The 15,125-nt window shown below is 62.9% G+C and carries 14 protein-coding genes and 1 pseudogene; 7 read left to right on the forward strand and 8 right to left on the reverse strand.

All coding sequences use genetic code 11. The annotated features are described in order from the left end of the window. Positions 1–24 precede the first annotated feature (24 nt). The 3 genes and pseudogenes from R6G97_RS22070 to R6G97_RS22080 all read left to right on the forward strand — a co-directional run. Positions 25–1,182, forward strand: coding sequence for a 2-aminoethylphosphonate--pyruvate transaminase (locus R6G97_RS22070; RefSeq protein WP_289717608.1), 1,158 nt, complete (start codon positions 25–27; stop codon positions 1,180–1,182). Between the two features lie 112 nt (positions 1,183–1,294). Next, positions 1,295–2,122: a phosphonoacetaldehyde hydrolase gene (gene phnX / locus R6G97_RS22075; RefSeq protein ID WP_317847534.1), complete on the forward strand. Its 828-nt coding sequence runs from the start codon at positions 1,295–1,297 to the stop codon at positions 2,120–2,122. A gap of 57 nt (positions 2,123–2,179) precedes the next feature. After that, positions 2,180–2,851: pseudogene (locus tag R6G97_RS22080) on the forward strand (aldehyde dehydrogenase family protein); the annotation flags it as partial. A gap of 445 nt (positions 2,852–3,296) precedes the next feature. Here the strand turns inward: R6G97_RS22080 and gabP are convergent. The 5 genes from gabP to R6G97_RS22105 form a co-directional block, all read right to left on the reverse strand. Continuing rightward, entirely contained in the window at positions 3,297–4,691 is a 1,395-nt protein-coding gene (gene gabP, locus R6G97_RS22085; protein ID WP_043210144.1) for a GABA permease, read from the reverse strand. A 394-nt stretch (positions 4,692–5,085) separates the two neighbouring features. Then, positions 5,086–6,096 carry a zinc-dependent alcohol dehydrogenase family protein gene (locus R6G97_RS22090; RefSeq protein WP_182941844.1) on the reverse strand — a complete coding sequence of 337 codons (1,011 nt, stop codon included), beginning with the start codon at positions 6,094–6,096 and terminating at the stop codon, positions 5,086–5,088. 65 nt (positions 6,097–6,161) lie between these two features. Beyond that, positions 6,162–6,752 (reverse strand): HAD family hydrolase, encoded by a 591-nt coding sequence (locus R6G97_RS22095; protein WP_043210149.1) that lies wholly within the window; start codon positions 6,750–6,752, stop codon positions 6,162–6,164. Further along, entirely contained in the window at positions 6,749–7,618 is an 870-nt protein-coding gene (gene tesB / locus R6G97_RS22100; RefSeq protein WP_043210152.1) for an acyl-CoA thioesterase II, read from the reverse strand. Before tesB ends, R6G97_RS22095 begins: the two co-directional genes overlap by 4 nt. 95 nt (positions 7,619–7,713) lie before the next feature. Next, positions 7,714–8,283, reverse strand: a complete 570-nt coding sequence (locus tag R6G97_RS22105) for a GNAT family N-acetyltransferase (protein ID WP_070576566.1) — start codon at positions 8,281–8,283, stop codon at positions 7,714–7,716. A 168-nt stretch (positions 8,284–8,451) separates the two neighbouring features. On the opposite strand from R6G97_RS22105, the gene R6G97_RS22110 reads away from it, so the two are divergent. From R6G97_RS22110 to R6G97_RS22120, 3 genes are all read left to right on the forward strand, one after another. After that, positions 8,452–9,141: a histidine phosphatase family protein gene (locus tag R6G97_RS22110; RefSeq protein ID WP_090346777.1), complete on the forward strand. Its 690-nt coding sequence runs from the start codon at positions 8,452–8,454 to the stop codon at positions 9,139–9,141. 147 nt (positions 9,142–9,288) lie between these two features. Next, positions 9,289–10,203, forward strand: coding sequence for a histone deacetylase family protein (locus R6G97_RS22115; protein ID WP_317848174.1), 915 nt, complete (start codon positions 9,289–9,291; stop codon positions 10,201–10,203). Positions 10,204–10,352: 149 nt separating this feature from the next. Then, complete coding sequence (locus R6G97_RS22120; RefSeq protein ID WP_182816486.1) at positions 10,353–11,594, forward strand: TIGR03862 family flavoprotein; 1,242 nt, start codon at positions 10,353–10,355, stop codon at positions 11,592–11,594. A 35-nt stretch (positions 11,595–11,629) separates the two neighbouring features. Here R6G97_RS22120 and R6G97_RS22125 read toward each other — a convergent pair whose 3' ends face one another. Continuing rightward, positions 11,630–12,961: a DEAD/DEAH box helicase gene (locus tag R6G97_RS22125; RefSeq protein ID WP_102082023.1), complete on the reverse strand. Its 1,332-nt coding sequence runs from the start codon at positions 12,959–12,961 to the stop codon at positions 11,630–11,632. Between the two features lie 93 nt (positions 12,962–13,054). Then, positions 13,055–13,975 (reverse strand): drug/metabolite exporter YedA, encoded by a 921-nt coding sequence (gene yedA / locus R6G97_RS22130; protein ID WP_043211230.1) that lies wholly within the window; start codon positions 13,973–13,975, stop codon positions 13,055–13,057. A gap of 155 nt (positions 13,976–14,130) precedes the next feature. On the opposite strand from yedA, the gene R6G97_RS22135 reads away from it, so the two are divergent. Further along, positions 14,131–14,589, forward strand: a complete 459-nt coding sequence (locus tag R6G97_RS22135) for an Lrp/AsnC family transcriptional regulator (RefSeq protein ID WP_043211229.1) — start codon at positions 14,131–14,133, stop codon at positions 14,587–14,589. 20 nt (positions 14,590–14,609) lie between these two features. On the opposite strand, the gene R6G97_RS22140 is transcribed toward R6G97_RS22135, so the two are convergent. After that, positions 14,610–15,092 carry an NYN domain-containing protein gene (locus R6G97_RS22140; protein WP_177343708.1) on the reverse strand — a complete coding sequence of 161 codons (483 nt, stop codon included), beginning with the start codon at positions 15,090–15,092 and terminating at the stop codon, positions 14,610–14,612. Between the last annotated feature and the right edge of the window lie 33 nt (positions 15,093–15,125).

Raw genomic sequence — 15,125 nt, forward strand, 5'->3', positions numbered from 1 at the left:
AAAACAAAACCGCCGGAGAAGATCATGACCAAAGCCGAAGCCCTCCCGCTCGCCCCGCCAGCCCTGGGTGAGCCCTACCTGCTGACGCCAGGCCCGCTTACCACCTCCAAGGCCACCAAAGAGGCCATGCTGCGCGACTGGGGCTCATGGGACGGTGATTTCAATCGGGTCACGGCCGAGGTTCGTCAGCAACTGTTGAGCATGGCCGGCGTGGAGGATGACAGCTTCGCCTGCGTCCCGCTGCAAGGCAGCGGCAGTTATTCGGTCGAGGCGGCCCTGGCCACGGCCATCCCCAAGGACGGCAAGGCCCTGGTCCTGATGAATGGTGCCTACGGCCAGCGCGCCAGCAAGACCCTCGAATACCTCGAGCGCGCCTACATCACCCTGGACAAGGGCGACTACCTGCCGCCCCAGCCGGATGAAGTCGATGCGCTGCTCAAGGCCAACCCGGACGTCACCAACGTCTTCATCGTCCACTGCGAGACCAGCTCCGGCATCCTCAACCCGCTGCGCGCCATCGCCGACGTGGTCAAGTCCCATGGCAAGAGCCTGATCGTCGATGCCATGAGTTCCTTCGGCGCCGTGCCCCTGACCGTTCAGGACATCACCTTCGATGTGCTGGTCTCGTCTGCCAACAAATGCATCGAAGGCATCCCGGGTTTTGGCTTCGTGATTATCCGTCGCAGTGTGCTGGAGGCCGCCAAGGGCCGCGCCAACTCCCTGAGTCTGGACTTGTTCGAGCAGTGGGCCTACATGGAGCGCACCGGACAATGGCGCTTCACGCCGCCGACCCACAGCGTGGTGGCCTTCCACAAGGCCTTGGAGCAGCACCGTGCCGAAGGTGGCGTGGCGGGCCGGCAAGCGCGCTACACGCGCAATCGCGATGTGCTGGTGGCCGGCATGCGCGAGCTAGGCTTCAAGACCTTGCTTGAAGACTGCTGGCTGTCGCCGATCATCACCACGTTCTTCAGTCCTGAGCATCCGAACTTCGACTTCAAGCGCTTCTACGACGAACTCAAGGCCCGCCAGTTCATCATCTACCCCGGCAAGCTGACCGTGGCCGAAAGCTTCCGCATCGGCTGCATCGGCCAGATCGACGAACACATCGTTCACCAACTGCTGCGTGCCATCGCCGACGCTCTTCTGGCGATGGGCGTGGACATGCAACGTCCAGCTGCCTGAGTCGGCCCTGTCGAGGCGGCACGCTTAGCTGCCTCGACGCTTTCCCATACCGTTGACCTGGATTCCTTGCGCGGATCTTGGGTGCCTGTTAGCGATTTCCGGAGCCACCACGATGCACTACGAACAGCCTTCCTCGTTGCAAGCCGCGATTCTCGACTGGGCCGGTACCGTCGTCGATTTCGGCTCGTTCGCGCCCACCCAGATCTTCGTCGAAGCCTTCGCCGAATTCGGTGTGAGCGTTTCCCTGGACGAAGCCCGTGGCCCGATGGGCATGGGCAAGTGGGATCACATCCGTACCCTGTGCGATGTGCCCGAGATTGCCGAGCGCTACCGCAAGGTGTTCGGTCGTACACCGACCGACGACGACGTCACAGCCATCTACGAGCGCTTCATGCCCCTGCAGATCGAGAAGATCGCCATGCATTCGGCGCTGATCCCAGGTGCCCTTGAGGCCATCGCAGCGGTGCGTGACAAGGGGCTCAAGATCGGCTCCTGTTCCGGCTACCCGAAAGTGGTGATGGACAAGGTTGTGGAACTGGCCAAGCACAACGGTTATGTCGCCGATCATGTGGTGGCCACTGACGAAACACCCAATGGCCGACCATGGCCCGCCCAGGCTCTGGCCAACGTGATTGCCTTGGGCATCGATGACGTCGCCGCCTGCGTCAAGGTCGACGACACCTGGCCGGGCATCCTCGAAGGCCGTCGCGCCGGCATGTGGACCGTAGCCCTTACCTGCTCGGGCAATGCCCTGGGCCTGTCCTACCAGGCCTACAAGTCGTTGTCGGCGGCCAAACTGGCCGAGGAGCGCGCGCGCATCGTCAAGATGTTCGAGCCGTCCCGTCCACACTACCTGATCGACACCATCGCCGATTTGCCAGGGGTGATCGACGACATCAACCAGCGTCTGGCCCGGGGTGAAACACCGCAAGCCTATTGAGGGCGCACAACGACACCACACTCACAACCCCTACGAGCTAGAGCCAGGAGACACACCATGCGTTACGCACATCCGGGTACCGAAGGCGCGAAAATTTCCTTCAAGAGCCGCTACGGCAACTACATCGGCGGTGAGTTCGTTCCTCCGGTCAAGGGTGAATACTTCACCAACACCTCTCCGGTGAACGGCCAGCCGATCGCCGAATTCCCACGCTCCACTGCCGAAGACATCGACAAAGCCCTGGATGCCGCCCACGCCGCCGCCGACGCCTGGGGCCGCACCTCGGTGCAAGAGCGCTCCAATGTGCTGCTCAAGATCGCCGACCGCATCGAGCAGAACCTGGAGATCCTGGCCATCACCGAAACCTGGGACAACGGCAAGCCGATCCGCGAAACCCTCAACGCCGACATCCCGCTGGCGGTCGATCACTTCCGCTACTTCGCCGGCTGCATCCGCGCCCAGGAAGGCGGCGCCGCCGAAATCAACGAAAACACCGTGGCCTATCACATCCACGAGCCGCTGGGCGTGGTCGGGCAGATCATCCCGTGGAACTTCCCGCTGCTGATGGCCGCCTGGAAGCTCGCGCCGGCGCTGGCCGCCGGTAACTGCGTGGTGCTCAAGCCCGCCGAGCAGACCCCGCTGGGCATTGCCGTGCTGATGGAACTGATCGGCGACCTGCTGCCCAAGGGCGTGCTCAACGTGGTGCAAGGCTTCGGCCGCGAGGCCGGTTCTCGGTCACTTGCTTGACCGCTTCGATCTTGAATTCTTCGGGGTAACGCTGACGACTCATGGCACCTCCTATTTGGGCCTCATTATGAGGCTTGGAGGTGTCTACGAAACCAGGGGCGATTCAAAGAGCCGCTCATCGGAAATAAGTTCAGGGGGGCACCGATGGGGGTACTTAGTAAGAAACCATTGAATAAAGCTAGCTAAAACAATAGGTTAGTAACGCATTTAAAATCCCCCCGGCTCCACCAGACACACAAAAGGCACCTGATCACCCAGGTGCCTTTTTTTATGCCTGCACGACGGCTACCGGTCAGCCTTCGGCCTGATCCTTCAGATCATCCACGATCGCTTCGTCGTTGTCGGCCATCGCATCCTGCATGTCTTGCGGCTGCCAAAGCGGGAGCAGCGGCGGCGATGCCATCGAAGCTCCCGCTCGGACTTTGGATCAACCCATCGAGCGCACGCCCACTTCCTTGCGGGCCTGTCCACGGGTTGTGACGATCCCCAGGAAGGAAATCACCAACGCCAGGCTAAGGGTTGCCGTCACCTCGGCACGGTGTTCTTCGGTGAACATCATCACGCCCAAGGCACAGGCGATGAAGATGATCACTGCCCAGGTCAGGTACGGGAACAGCCACATGCGGAACTTGAGCTCGGTGCTCTCGCGTTCCAGACGGCGGCGCATGCGCAGCTGGGAAATGGCGATGACCATGTACACCAGCAATGCGATGGCACCGGAGCTGGCGAGCAGGAACTCGAACACGCCCTTAGGCGCGAAATAGTTGAGGATGGCAATGGCCGCACCGATCAAGGTACTGCCGAACACCGCGGCACGAGGTACGCCGACGCTGTTGGTCTTGTTCAGGATTGCCGGGGCATCACCGCGCTTGGCCAGGGAGTACATCATCCGCGAGGCGATGTAGATCGAGGAGTTCATGCAGCTGGTCACAGCCACCAACACCACCAGGTCGACCATGAAGGCTGCATTGGGGATGTTCATGATTTCCAGGGCACGCTGATAGGAGCCCACCACGGCCAGTTGCGGATCGTTCCACGGCACGACGGAGATGATCACGAAGATCGACAGGATGTAGAAGGTACTGATCCGCCAGATCACCGAGCGGGTGGCCTTGGCGATGTTGCGCGATGGGTCGCTGGATTCGGCAGCGGCAATGGTCACCGCCTCGGTGCCGATGAAGCTGAACATCACAGTGATGAAGGCGCCGACTACGGCGGACCAGCCCTTGGGCGTGAAACCACCGTGCTCGGCCATCAGCGTGCTCAAGCCGCTGACTTCGCGATTGGGCAACCAACCCAGTAGAGCGGCGAATCCAAGACCGATGAAACCGAGAATGGCCGTGACTTTGAGAATCGCGAACCAGAACTCGAACTCACCGTACTTGGCCACGCTGAACAGGTTGGTGCCGGCCAACAGCACGACCGAAAGCAAGGCGAAGATCCAGCTGTCCACTTGGGGGAACCAGGCATTGAGCACGTGCCCGGCGGCCAGGGCTTCGATCGGGATCACCAAGACCCAGAACCACCAGTACAGCCAACCGATGGTGTAGCCGGCCCAGCGGCCGATGGCCTGTTCGGCGTAAGTGGAAAAGGAACCGGTGTCAGGATGGGCGACCGCCATTTCACCGAGCATGCGCATGACCAGAACCACCAAGGTCCCGGCCACGAAATAAGAAAGAATGGTTGCCGGCCCGGCTGCCGCGATGGCATGCCCTGAGCCTACGAAAAGTCCGGCACCGATGATGCCTGCGATGGACAGCATCGTTACATGACGTGGCTTGAAACCTTGTGCAAGGTTGCCATCAGATCCCACGGTGTTCATTGATCTTGTTCTCTTTTTGCTGACACAAGGAAAGGACGGGCAGAGGTAGGCGAACAACTTCTCCTTTGAAAGAACAGTGACACGGCGCATCGCTTACGTGTGTTGTTGAGGTTTTCACGTATCCAGGGCGATGCACCCACAAAATGCAGGGACCACTTTAAGCGGGGGTGGTCGACCAAAAAATGCTCGAAAACGCCCCGCAACTGCTCGATCACGACATGGTGTTTCCATCTATGCCATGGCCAGTAGATTGCCACCTATGTTTGCACAGAATCGCTCTGGAACGGTCGTTCCAGCGCAACAGGGTAGCGCCATCGTAGGTCTTGAAAACGGCGCGGAAGCTGTGGGAGCGGATCTACCCGCGAAGGGCCGCACCAGCGGCCCCCTGACCCGCTCAATAGGTCAGGCAGATCTTGCCGAAATGGCGGTTGCTTTCCTGGTAGCGGAAGGCCTCGACGATCTGCTCGAGCTCGAAGTGCTTGTCCACCACAGGACGCAGGCCGTTGGCGTCGATCGCCCGGATCATCGCCTGTTGTTGGGCACGACTGCCCACCAGCACACCTTGCAAGCGGATCTGGCGCACCAGCGCCTGGACCAGCGGCAACTGACCGGCAACGCCGGTGAGGATACCGATCAACGAAACGTGTCCGCCGATACGCGCAGCGATCATCGACTGTTCGAGGGTGGCCGGCCCGCCGACTTCGATCACATGATCGACACCGCGGTTATCCGTGAGCTCACGTACCTTCTCGCCCCATGCAGGGGTACTGCGGTAGTTGATCAGATGATCGGCGCCCAAGGCTTTTAGGCGCTCGAGCTTGGCATCGCTGGAGGAGGTGGCGATCACCGTGGCTCCGGCCAGCTTGGCGAACTGCAAAGCGAAGATCGACACACCACCGGTGCCCTGTACCAGTACGGTGTCGCCCGGCTTGAGGTGGTCATCGCTCATCAGCGCGCGCCAGGCGGTAAGACCGGCGGTGGTCAGGGTGGCCGCCTCGGCGTGGCTGTAGCCTTTGGGCGCCAAGGTGAAGGCGGTGGCGCGGGCCGTCACCTGCTCACGGGCGTAGCCATCGATACCATCGCCGGGCACCGTGGCGAAGCCTTCCACGTTCGCCTGACCATCGAGCCAGTCGGGGAAGAACGTGCTCACCACCGAGTCCCCCACCTGGAACTCGCTGACACCCGGCCCGACCGCGACCACTTCGCCTGCGCCGTCGGCCATTGGGATGCGTCGTTCGCTCGGCCCCCACATGCCGCTGACCACGGCGAAATCATGGTAATTGAGCGAGCTGGCGTGCAGGCGCACGGTGATTTCGCCAGCCTGCGGCGCGCGCGCCTCGCTGGTCCCTACCTGGACGTTGTCGTAACCGCCACCGGGTTGCACATAGATGGCCTTGTTGCTCATCACAAAGTCTCCTTGAGGGATCGAAAAACCAACACTGCAGATTAGACCGGTCTGGACAGGCAGGGTCAGCCGAGCAACGACCTCAGGGCGCGGCAATCGGCGGCATGCCAGTCCGCCAGTTCCGGCCAGGGGTTGTCCGGCAGATTGACCAGGACCGTGCGCGCCCCTGCGGCGCGGCCGCAATCCAGGTCGAAACGATAGTCGCCAACCATCACCAGCGAAGCCGGAGAAACGTCCCAGGCTTGGGCGATCTTCAGCAAGCCGTCGGGGCTAGGCTTGGGCGCGGCTTCGTCACGCCCGAGGATGTGTTCGACAGCAAAGCAGTCGGCCAGGCCGATGGCCTCCAGAGTGACGTGCGCCAGCTCCCGTGCATTGCGGGTCAGGATGGCCAGTTGGCAACCCCGTCCGGCCAGTTCGCGCACCAACTCCACCGCCCCTTCAGCCGGCTTGGAGGCAATCGCCAGGTCGCGCTCGTGCTCAAGCAGCCAGGCGTGCTTGGCCGCGGCCTCCTCGGCCGGCAAGGCCGCCAGGTGGGTAAGGATGTCGTGCTCAGGCGGTATGCCCAGCGCCTCGCGAATCGCCGCGAAATCGTGCACCGCCACCGTGAGCGTGCCGTCCATGTCGAACACCCAGTGGCGAATGCTGCCCAGGCTCATGCCCAGTCCTCACGATGGCGGATCAAGCCCTCTTGGGCCGACGACGCCACCAACTGGCCGGCGCGGTTGAAGATGCTGCCGCGGTTGAAGCCACGGGCGTTGCCCGCCCAGGGGCTATCAGTGGCGTACAGCAGCCACTCATCGGCGCGCAGGTTGCCGTGGAACCACAGCGAGTGATCGAGGCTGGCAATCTGCATGTCCTTCTGCCACACCGATTTGCCATGGGGCAGCAGCGAGGTGGTCAGCAGGCCAAAGTCCGAGGCGTAGGCCAACAGGTATTTGTGCAGGGCCGGCATATCCGGCAGCTTGCCGTCGGCACGGAACCAGGCGTATTTGATCGGATCGCCCGGCTTGGGGTTGAACGGATCGCGTTCGGTGACCGGGCGAATCTCGATGGGCTTGGCGCACAGCACCTTGTCGCGAATGCGCTCGGGCAGATGTTCGGCCATGGCGCTCGCCAGCTCGACTTCGCTGGGCAGGTTTTCCGGCCCGACCACATCGGGCATTGGCGCCTGGTGCTCGAAACCACCCTCGTCGTACTGGAACGAAGCGCTGCACGTGAAGATCGGGTGCCCTTTCTGGATCGCCGTCACCCGCCGGGTGCTGAAGCTACCGCCGTCGCGCACGCGATCGACCGAATACACGACCGGCATGCTGGCATCGCCCGGACGCAGGAAGTAGCCGTGCAATGAATGCACATGGCGCGCCTCTTCGACGGTCTGGCTGGCCGCCGACAGTGACTGGCCAAGCACCTGTCCACCGTACAACTGACGGAAGCCAAGGTCCTGGCTGCGACCTCGGAACAGGTTTTCTTCGATGGACTCGAGGCTCAGCAGGTCGACCAAGTCGTCCAATACATGGCTCATGGGGGATTCTCCTAGCAAGGCATCACGGCTCTACGGCGCTCTCATGCGGGCAAATGATACAGGGTTTGTCATTCGCACCCTGCATGGCGTGCCATTCAGCCACGCAAGGTCTGTTGCCACCGCGCGCGATCGATGCGGTACAGCACATGAGGGCGCAGGGGGTGGCCGGCGGCCAGGCGGGGGTGCTCGAAACTGCCGGCAAGGTCCTGGACCATGCCGATGGCCTGCATGACCTTCTGCGACGGCAGGTTGCCCTCGGTTGTGAACGACACCACTTCATCCAGGTGCAATTGGGCGAAAGCACAACGCAGGCAGGTCCACGCCGCCTCGCTGGCAAAGCCCAGGCCCCAATGACGCCGCGCCAGGCGCCAGCCGATCTCCACGGCAGGGCCGAAAGGGGCGTCGAAATTGACATTGAGCAGCCCCGTCATGCCGATGAAGGCGCCGCTGTCCTTACGCTCCAAGGCCCATAGGCCAAAACCGTATTCATTGAAATGGCCACGTATCCGCCCGATCAGCGCCGCGGACTCAAGGCGCGTCATCGGTGCCGGAAAATAGCGCATCACCTGCGGGTCGGCGCACAGCGCGGCGAACTCACGCAGATCGTCGTCCTGCCATTGGCGCAACACAAGCCGTGCGCTTTCCAGTTCGAGGATAGGGGTCATCAGGGTGCTCCGAATTCGCGGTCATGCACTGTAAAGCGTAGGCGCCAGCGCGCCGTTGGCACTGTGAATGCAATTTTCACACGCACTTCACCGGCCTCCAACAGCCCGCTTCGCACAATGCCGCCATACGCCGCAGCCCACGGCTGCGTCCTGTCATTGGAGTCAAGCATGCACCCGAGCAACACCTTGCAAAACCCCGCCGTACACACGCCCCCCAAACGACGCCGTTACTTACGCAAGGCAATTGCCGCAGCCGCAGGCCTGCTGTTGACGCTGGCCGGCCTGACCACCTGGCTTTCGACGAGGACGCACATCGTGGACCTTGGCAACGAGCAACAGCTGAGCGACAGCGGGCTGCTGCAGGATTGGGCGCAGGGAACGGTGATCGTGATGATTCGCCACGCCGAGCGCTGCGACAGCGCGCCCGGCCCGTGCCTGGACGACCCGACCGGGATCACCGTCGCCGGTAGCCAGGCTGCGATGCGCGTCGGTCAAGGCCTGCAGCAACTGGGCCTGGGTACCGCCGATCAGTACAGCAGCCCCAAGCTGCGAACCCGCCAGACCGCACACTTCATTCTCGGCCAGGCCGTGCCCAGTGAAGACTGGCTGGAAAACTGCGACAGCCAGTTTCCTGCCGAAGCCCTCGCCCGCAAGCGCCCTGGTCATAACTTGGTGCTGGTCACCCACAACGGCTGCATCGATCACTTCCAGCGTCAATTGCATGTACTCGGGGGAGAACGCGAAAGCGGCTATGCCAGCGCCCTGTTCGTCTCGGTGGACAGCAACGGCAAGGCGCGGATCCTTGGACGCATGAACGAGCCCGACTGGCAGCGGGTGCTGGCCAGCGCCGGCAAGTAGTGCGCGGCGACCCTACGATTGCCGGCGACTGGATACATCGCCTGGACATTGTGCCGGCGGTGTCTGGCTGCGCACCGTCTGCCCGCGATGGCGTCCCACTGCGACTGCTGGCAAGATCAATTCTTGGCCCTCACCGCGATTCCTTCCATGCCGTTGCCGCTGATCTACCACGACGACTACAGCCCGGACTTCCCACCCGAGCATCGCTTCCCCATGGATAAGTTCCGCCTGCTGCGCGATCACCTGGTCGACAGCGGCCTGGTCGCGGACGAGCAATTGCTGCGCCCGGACATCTGCCCCAACGACATCCTCGCCTTAGCCCATGACCGCAGCTACATCGAGCGCTACATGCAGGGCGAGCTGTCCCGAGAAGACCAGCGACGCCTGGGCCTGCCCTGGAGCGAGGCGCTGGCCCGGCGTACGGTACGGGCCGTGGGCGGCTCGCTGCTGACCGCCGAAATGGCCTTGCGCGATGGCATCGCCTGCCACCTGGCGGGTGGCACCCATCATGCCCACTACGACCACCCGGCAGGGTTTTGCATCTTCAACGACCTGGCGGTGATCAGCCGTTACCTGCTCGAGGCCGGGCGGGTGCATCGGGTGCTGATCTTCGACTGCGACGTGCACCAGGGCGATGGCACCGCACGCATCCTCCACGACACCCCGGAGGCGATCACCGTGTCGCTGCACTGCGAGCAGAACTTCCCAGCGCGCAAAGCCCAGAGCGACTGGGATATCCCCCTGCCCCGCGGGATGGGCGACACGGCGTATCTGAAGGTCGTGGATGACGCGCTCAACTACTTGCTGCCGCTGTACCAGCCCGATCTGGTGCTGTATGACGCCGGCGTGGATGTTCACAAGGACGATGCCCTGGGATACCTGCAACTGACCGACGAAGGGCTGGCCGCCCGGGATGAACGCGTGATGCGTCATTGCCTGGGCCGGGACATTCCAGTGGTCGGCGTGATCGGCGGTGGCTACAGCAAAGACCGCGAAGCCCTGGCCAGGCGCCATGGCATTCTTCATCACAGCGCGGCGCGGTTGCTGGGTTGTGCACAATGACTGTGGAACCGCCTGTGGATAACCTGCGGGAAAGCCTCTGCAGGCCTTTAACCGTCTACCCCACAAGGACCTGATCATTTTCTGATCAGTGCTTGGACAGGCCTCGCTGGGGTAGAATGCCGGCTATTTTCCACAGCCTGCCGCCCACCATGCCCGATCAACATCACGCCTCCCCTCCCCTCGTCGCCGTCATCGGTGGCGGCCCCGCCGGCCTGATGGCGGCCGAGGCATTGGCCAATGCCGGCCTGGCGGTGCAGGTCTTCGATGCCATGCCATCGGTGGGCCGCAAGTTCCTGCTGGCCGGCGTTGGCGGCATGAACATCACCCACTCCGAGCCTTATCCCGCATTCATCTCCCGCTATGCCGAGCGTCAGGACAAAATCGACGCGCTGCTACACGACTTCGATGCCGACGCCCTGCGCCAGTGGATTCACGGCTTGGGCATCGACACCTTTGTCGGCACCTCAGGTCGGGTGTTCCCCCGTGACATGAAAGCTGCACCGCTGCTGCGCGCCTGGCTCAAGCGCCTGCGCGAGCGCGGCGTGGTTATCCACACCCGCCACCGCTGGTTAGGCTGGAACAGCGACGGCACCTTGCGGATCGCTTATCCACAGGGCGAGCTGCAGGTGCAAGCCGATGCCGTGGTGCTGGCCCTGGGTGGCGGCAGTTGGGCGCGCCTGGGCTCCGACGGTACGTGGCAATCGTTGCTGGCTGAGCGGGGTGTGGATATCTCACCGCTGCAACCGAGCAACTGTGGTTTCGAGGTTCAGGGCTGGAGCCAACTGCTCAAGGACAAGTTCGCCGGCGCACCGCTGAAGAATATTGCCCTGAGCGTACCCGGCAGCGCCCCGCGCAAGGGCGAGTTCATCCTCACCGCCCAAGGCGTCGAAGGCAGCCTGGTATATGCCTGGTCAGCGGCGGTGCGCGAGGCCATCAACCGAGATGGCCGGGGCAGGCTGCTGCTCGACCTGCTGCCGGACCGCCCTGTGGATAAAATCGTCCAGGCCCTGGCCAAACCCCGTGGCTCTCGCTCGATGGCCAAGCACCTGCAAGGCCAACTGGGCATCGAGGGGGTCAAGGCAGCATTGCTGCGGGAGCTGACCGATCAAGCGACCTTCGCTGATCCCCAAGCGCTGGCGCGGGCGATCAAGGCCTTGCCGATCGAATTGGTGCGGCCAAGGCCATTGGATGAGGCGATCAGCAGCGCCGGTGGCGTGCGCTTCGAAGCGCTGGACAGCGGTTTGATGCTCAAGCAACTGCCGGGGGTTTTCTGCGCAGGGGAGATGCTCGATTGGGAGGCGCCTACCGGCGGATATCTGCTGACGGCCTGTTTTGCCAGCGGATTGCGGGCAGGCAAGGCGGTGGTGGATTGGCTGGCTCGGTGTCGTTGAAACGTTGAGGGGGCCGCTTTACGGCCCCCCAGGCCTCACGGCTTGCGCTTGCGCGGCCCGCTGTTGAAACTCGGCACCTTGCGCACCGGTTTGACCGAAGGCTCCGAGAAACTCGACTCGGCACTGTCCATCCAGCGCCCCAAGCCACGCTTGGCGCTGTTCTCCTTCGGTTTCTTGGGCTTTTTCGGCTTCTTCACGACCTGGCCATTGGCGTCGGTCATCGGCACGCGGTGATCGGGGATGAAGTCCGGTTCTTCGTGTCGCGGCAAGGTCTGGCGAATCAACACCTCGATGGCCGCCAGCAATTGCACTTCATCGGCGCACACCAGCGAAATCGCCTCGCCCTTGTTTCCTGCACGTCCGGTGCGCCCGATGCGGTGCACATAGTCTTCGGCCACGATCGGCAGATCGAGGTTGACCACCAACGGCAAGTCGTCGATATCCAGGCCACGGGCAGCGACATCGGTTGCCACCAGCACTTGGATCTCACGGGCCTTGAAGGTGTCCAGTGCCCGCTGGCGGGTGGCCTGCGGACGGTCACCATGGATACCGTCGGCATTGACGCCCTCGGCGAGCAACCGCTCCACCAACTGGTCGACACCATTGCGCGTCTTGGCAAACACCAGCACCTGCTTCCAGCGCTGCTTGCGCAGCAGGTGACAGAACAGGTCGGCCTTGCGCTTCTTGTCCACCGGCACCAACCACTGCTTCACGGTACTGGCCGTGGTATTGCGCGGGCTGACTTCGATGCTCAGCGGATCATTCAAGGCAAGCCCGGCCAGCATGCGGATCTGGTCGGAGAAGGTAGCGGAGAACAGCAACGTCTGGCGTTTGCGTGGCAAGGCGGCATAGACAGCTTGCAGTTCCTCGGCAAAGCCCAGGTCCAGCATGCGATCAGCCTCGTCGAGCACCAGGGTCTGCACCTGGCCGAACTTGACAGCGTTCTGGCGGAACAGATCGAGCAAGCGCCCCGGAGTGGCCACCAGTAGGTCGACGCCACGGCGCAGGCGCATCATCTGCGGATTGAGACTGACGCCGCCGTACACCGCATAGGTGCTCACCGGCAGGTTTTCGGCGTATTCACGGATATTGGCATGGACCTGCTCGGCCAGCTCACGCGTCGGCACCAGCACCAAGGCACGGATCGAGTTGCTGGCGACCTTGGCGCCTTCCAGGGCCAGGCGTTGCAGCACCGGCAAGGCAAAGCCGGCCGTCTTGCCGGTGCCGGTCTGGGCGGCGGCCATCAGGTCGCGGCCGGCCAGCACGGCAGGGATGGCCTGGGCCTGGACGGGGGTTGGGGTGGTGTAGTCCAGGTGCTGCAAAGTGCGCAGCAAGGGTTCGATCAGGCCGAGTTTGGCGAAATTCATGGCAATACCGTCAGGGGGTTCAGCGAAGGCGGCAGTTTACCGCAACCAACGCTGCCCCTGTGGACGCATTGCCGCGCTCACGATACCGCGAGGTTACTTGCACACCTGCTCTTTGAGCGGCGCCGGCGGCTCGGGCGCCTTGCGCCATTGCGGCAAGCCGATCAGCACCACCGCGCCGATGATCACCGCCATGGCCACGCACTCCTCGGCGCCGATGCGCTCGCCTGCAAAGATGATCCCCAGCAGCACCGCCACCGCCGGGTTGACGTAGGCATAGCTGGTGGCCGCGGCCGGCCGCACGTGCTTGAGCAGGTACATGTAGGAACTGAAGGCCAGGATCGAGCCAAAGAACACCAGGTACGCCAGCGCGCCCCAACCGGCTGCGGTCGGCATCTGGGTCAGGCGCTCGCCACTGAGCGCGCTGCCGATCAACAAGGCGGCACCGCCAACGAGCATCTCAGCGGCACTGGCCATCGCACCCTGGGGCAAGGGCAGGGTCTTGCTCCACACCGAACCAAAGGCCCAGGCCGCGGCCGCGAACAGAATCAGCGCCGCGCCCATGGGGCTGGCCTGCAGGTTCGAGCCCATGTTGAGCATGCCGATGCCCACCAGGCCCAGGGCAATGCCCGCCCATTCAAGCCGCGAATTGCGATGACCGAACAACAGGCCAAACACCAGGGTGAACAGCGGCACAGTGGCCACCGCCAGGGCGGCGACGCCCGATGCCACACCGGCATGCTCGGCCAACGTCACGCCACCATTGCCGCAACTGAGCAGCAAAAAACCAATCGCCCCGGCCGCCCGCCATTGTGGCCAGGTCGGCGCCGGCACACCCCGCCAACGCAAGAACCCGTACAGCAGGCTGCCCGCAATGACGAAACGTACCCCAGCCATGAGCATCGGCGGCCAGGACTCCACACCGATACGGATGAACAGGTAGGTCGAGCCCCAGACCAAGTACAAGGCCAAAAAGGCACCAATGAGCAACAACGGGAAGCGACGGGAGGCAGGCATGGGAAAACACTCGAAATCCGTTTACGGGTGACTTAGTTTAAGAAGGCGCCACCGCAAATTTAAGTTACAAAACGGCTTTAAATGACCGAAACACTTTGCAATGCATGGTTATGCAGGGGCTTTACCATCGATTGCAAAGCACACTGGAATCATTCATGGACAAGTACGACCGCATGCTCCTTGCTGCCTTGCTGGAAAACGGCCGGGCCACCTACGCGCAACTGGCGCGCCAAGTGAACCTTTCAGCACCCGCCGTAGCCGAGCGAGTCGCCAAGCTGGAAGCCAGTGGGGTGATCACCGGCTATGCCGCCAAGGTGGATCTGGAGAAAATCGGCCTGCCGATCCAATGCGTGATCGAACTGCGCTTGGCCAGCCACGGCACCCAACAGGCATACGATGCGCTGACCCGCATCCCGCAGCTCACCGAATGCCATCGCGTCACCGGTGACCCCTGCGTGATCATGCAAGCGGCGGTAGCGTCGATGAACGAGCTGGAGGCGCTAATCAACCAGGTATCGCAGCTGGGGTTCACCAAGACATCGATCATCCTGTCCAGTGCAGTCGAGCGGCGAGTGCCGCTCGACCATCTGGAGGGCAACGGCAGGAAGCCCTGAGGCGTTCCAGCCTGTCTGCCTCAATGGCGCAACAGCAGGCGCCCCTCGATCGGTACATATCGGCTGGCCGCCCGGATCAGCGACAACGCGGTAAGCCCAGGCACCCCATAGACCACCGTCTCGACACCATGACGTTGGCTGGCCCGTTCCATCAGCAGATCGAAGTCGCCATCGCCGGAAGCCAGCACCACCTGGTCGACACGGCTGGCGGCATCGATCACATCGAGTGTGATGCCCACGTCCCAGTCGCCCTTTGCCGAACCGTCGCTGCGCTGGATGAAGGGCTTGAGGCGTACCTCGAAGCCGAGGTTGCGCAGGATCTGCTGGAACTGTTGCTGCTTGCTGTCGCCGCGGTCGATGGCATAGGCCACCGCCTCGACGATTTGCCCCTGGCTGCTGACATCAGCCCACAGCGCGGCGTAGTTGAAATGACAGCCATGCACCTGGCGCACGGTGTAGTAGAGGTTCTGCACATCGGCGAACAGCGCGATCTTCTTCACCATGACCTCTCTGGCAGTTGCGCGGGTAACGAAGAC

It is taken from the genome of Pseudomonas sp. HTZ2, from assembly GCF_033173945.1.
Lineage (GTDB): Bacteria > Pseudomonadota > Gammaproteobacteria > Pseudomonadales > Pseudomonadaceae > Aquipseudomonas > Aquipseudomonas guariconensis.

Coding starts and splice junctions, on each gene's coding strand:
- R6G97_RS22070 (WP_289717608.1), top strand. CDS start 25: ATGACCAAAGCCGAAGCCCTCCCGCTCGCCCCGCCAGCCCTGGGTGAG.
- phnX (WP_317847534.1), top strand. CDS start 1,295: ATGCACTACGAACAGCCTTCCTCGTTGCAAGCCGCGATTCTCGACTGG.
- gabP (WP_043210144.1), bottom strand. CDS start 4,691: ATGAACACCGTGGGATCTGATGGCAACCTTGCACAAGGTTTCAAGCCA.
- R6G97_RS22090 (WP_182941844.1), bottom strand. CDS start 6,096: ATGAGCAACAAGGCCATCTATGTGCAACCCGGTGGCGGTTACGACAAC.
- R6G97_RS22095 (WP_043210149.1), bottom strand. CDS start 6,752: ATGAGCCTGGGCAGCATTCGCCACTGGGTGTTCGACATGGACGGCACG.
- tesB (WP_043210152.1), bottom strand. CDS start 7,618: ATGAGCCATGTATTGGACGACTTGGTCGACCTGCTGAGCCTCGAGTCC.
- R6G97_RS22105 (WP_070576566.1), bottom strand. CDS start 8,283: ATGACCCCTATCCTCGAACTGGAAAGCGCACGGCTTGTGTTGCGCCAA.
- R6G97_RS22110 (WP_090346777.1), top strand. CDS start 8,452: ATGCACCCGAGCAACACCTTGCAAAACCCCGCCGTACACACGCCCCCC.
- R6G97_RS22115 (WP_317848174.1), top strand. CDS start 9,289: ATGCCGTTGCCGCTGATCTACCACGACGACTACAGCCCGGACTTCCCA.
- R6G97_RS22120 (WP_182816486.1), top strand. CDS start 10,353: ATGCCCGATCAACATCACGCCTCCCCTCCCCTCGTCGCCGTCATCGGT.
- R6G97_RS22125 (WP_102082023.1), bottom strand. CDS start 12,961: ATGAATTTCGCCAAACTCGGCCTGATCGAACCCTTGCTGCGCACTTTG.
- yedA (WP_043211230.1), bottom strand. CDS start 13,975: ATGCCTGCCTCCCGTCGCTTCCCGTTGTTGCTCATTGGTGCCTTTTTG.
- R6G97_RS22135 (WP_043211229.1), top strand. CDS start 14,131: ATGGACAAGTACGACCGCATGCTCCTTGCTGCCTTGCTGGAAAACGGC.
- R6G97_RS22140 (WP_177343708.1), bottom strand. CDS start 15,092: ATGGTGAAGAAGATCGCGCTGTTCGCCGATGTGCAGAACCTCTACTAC.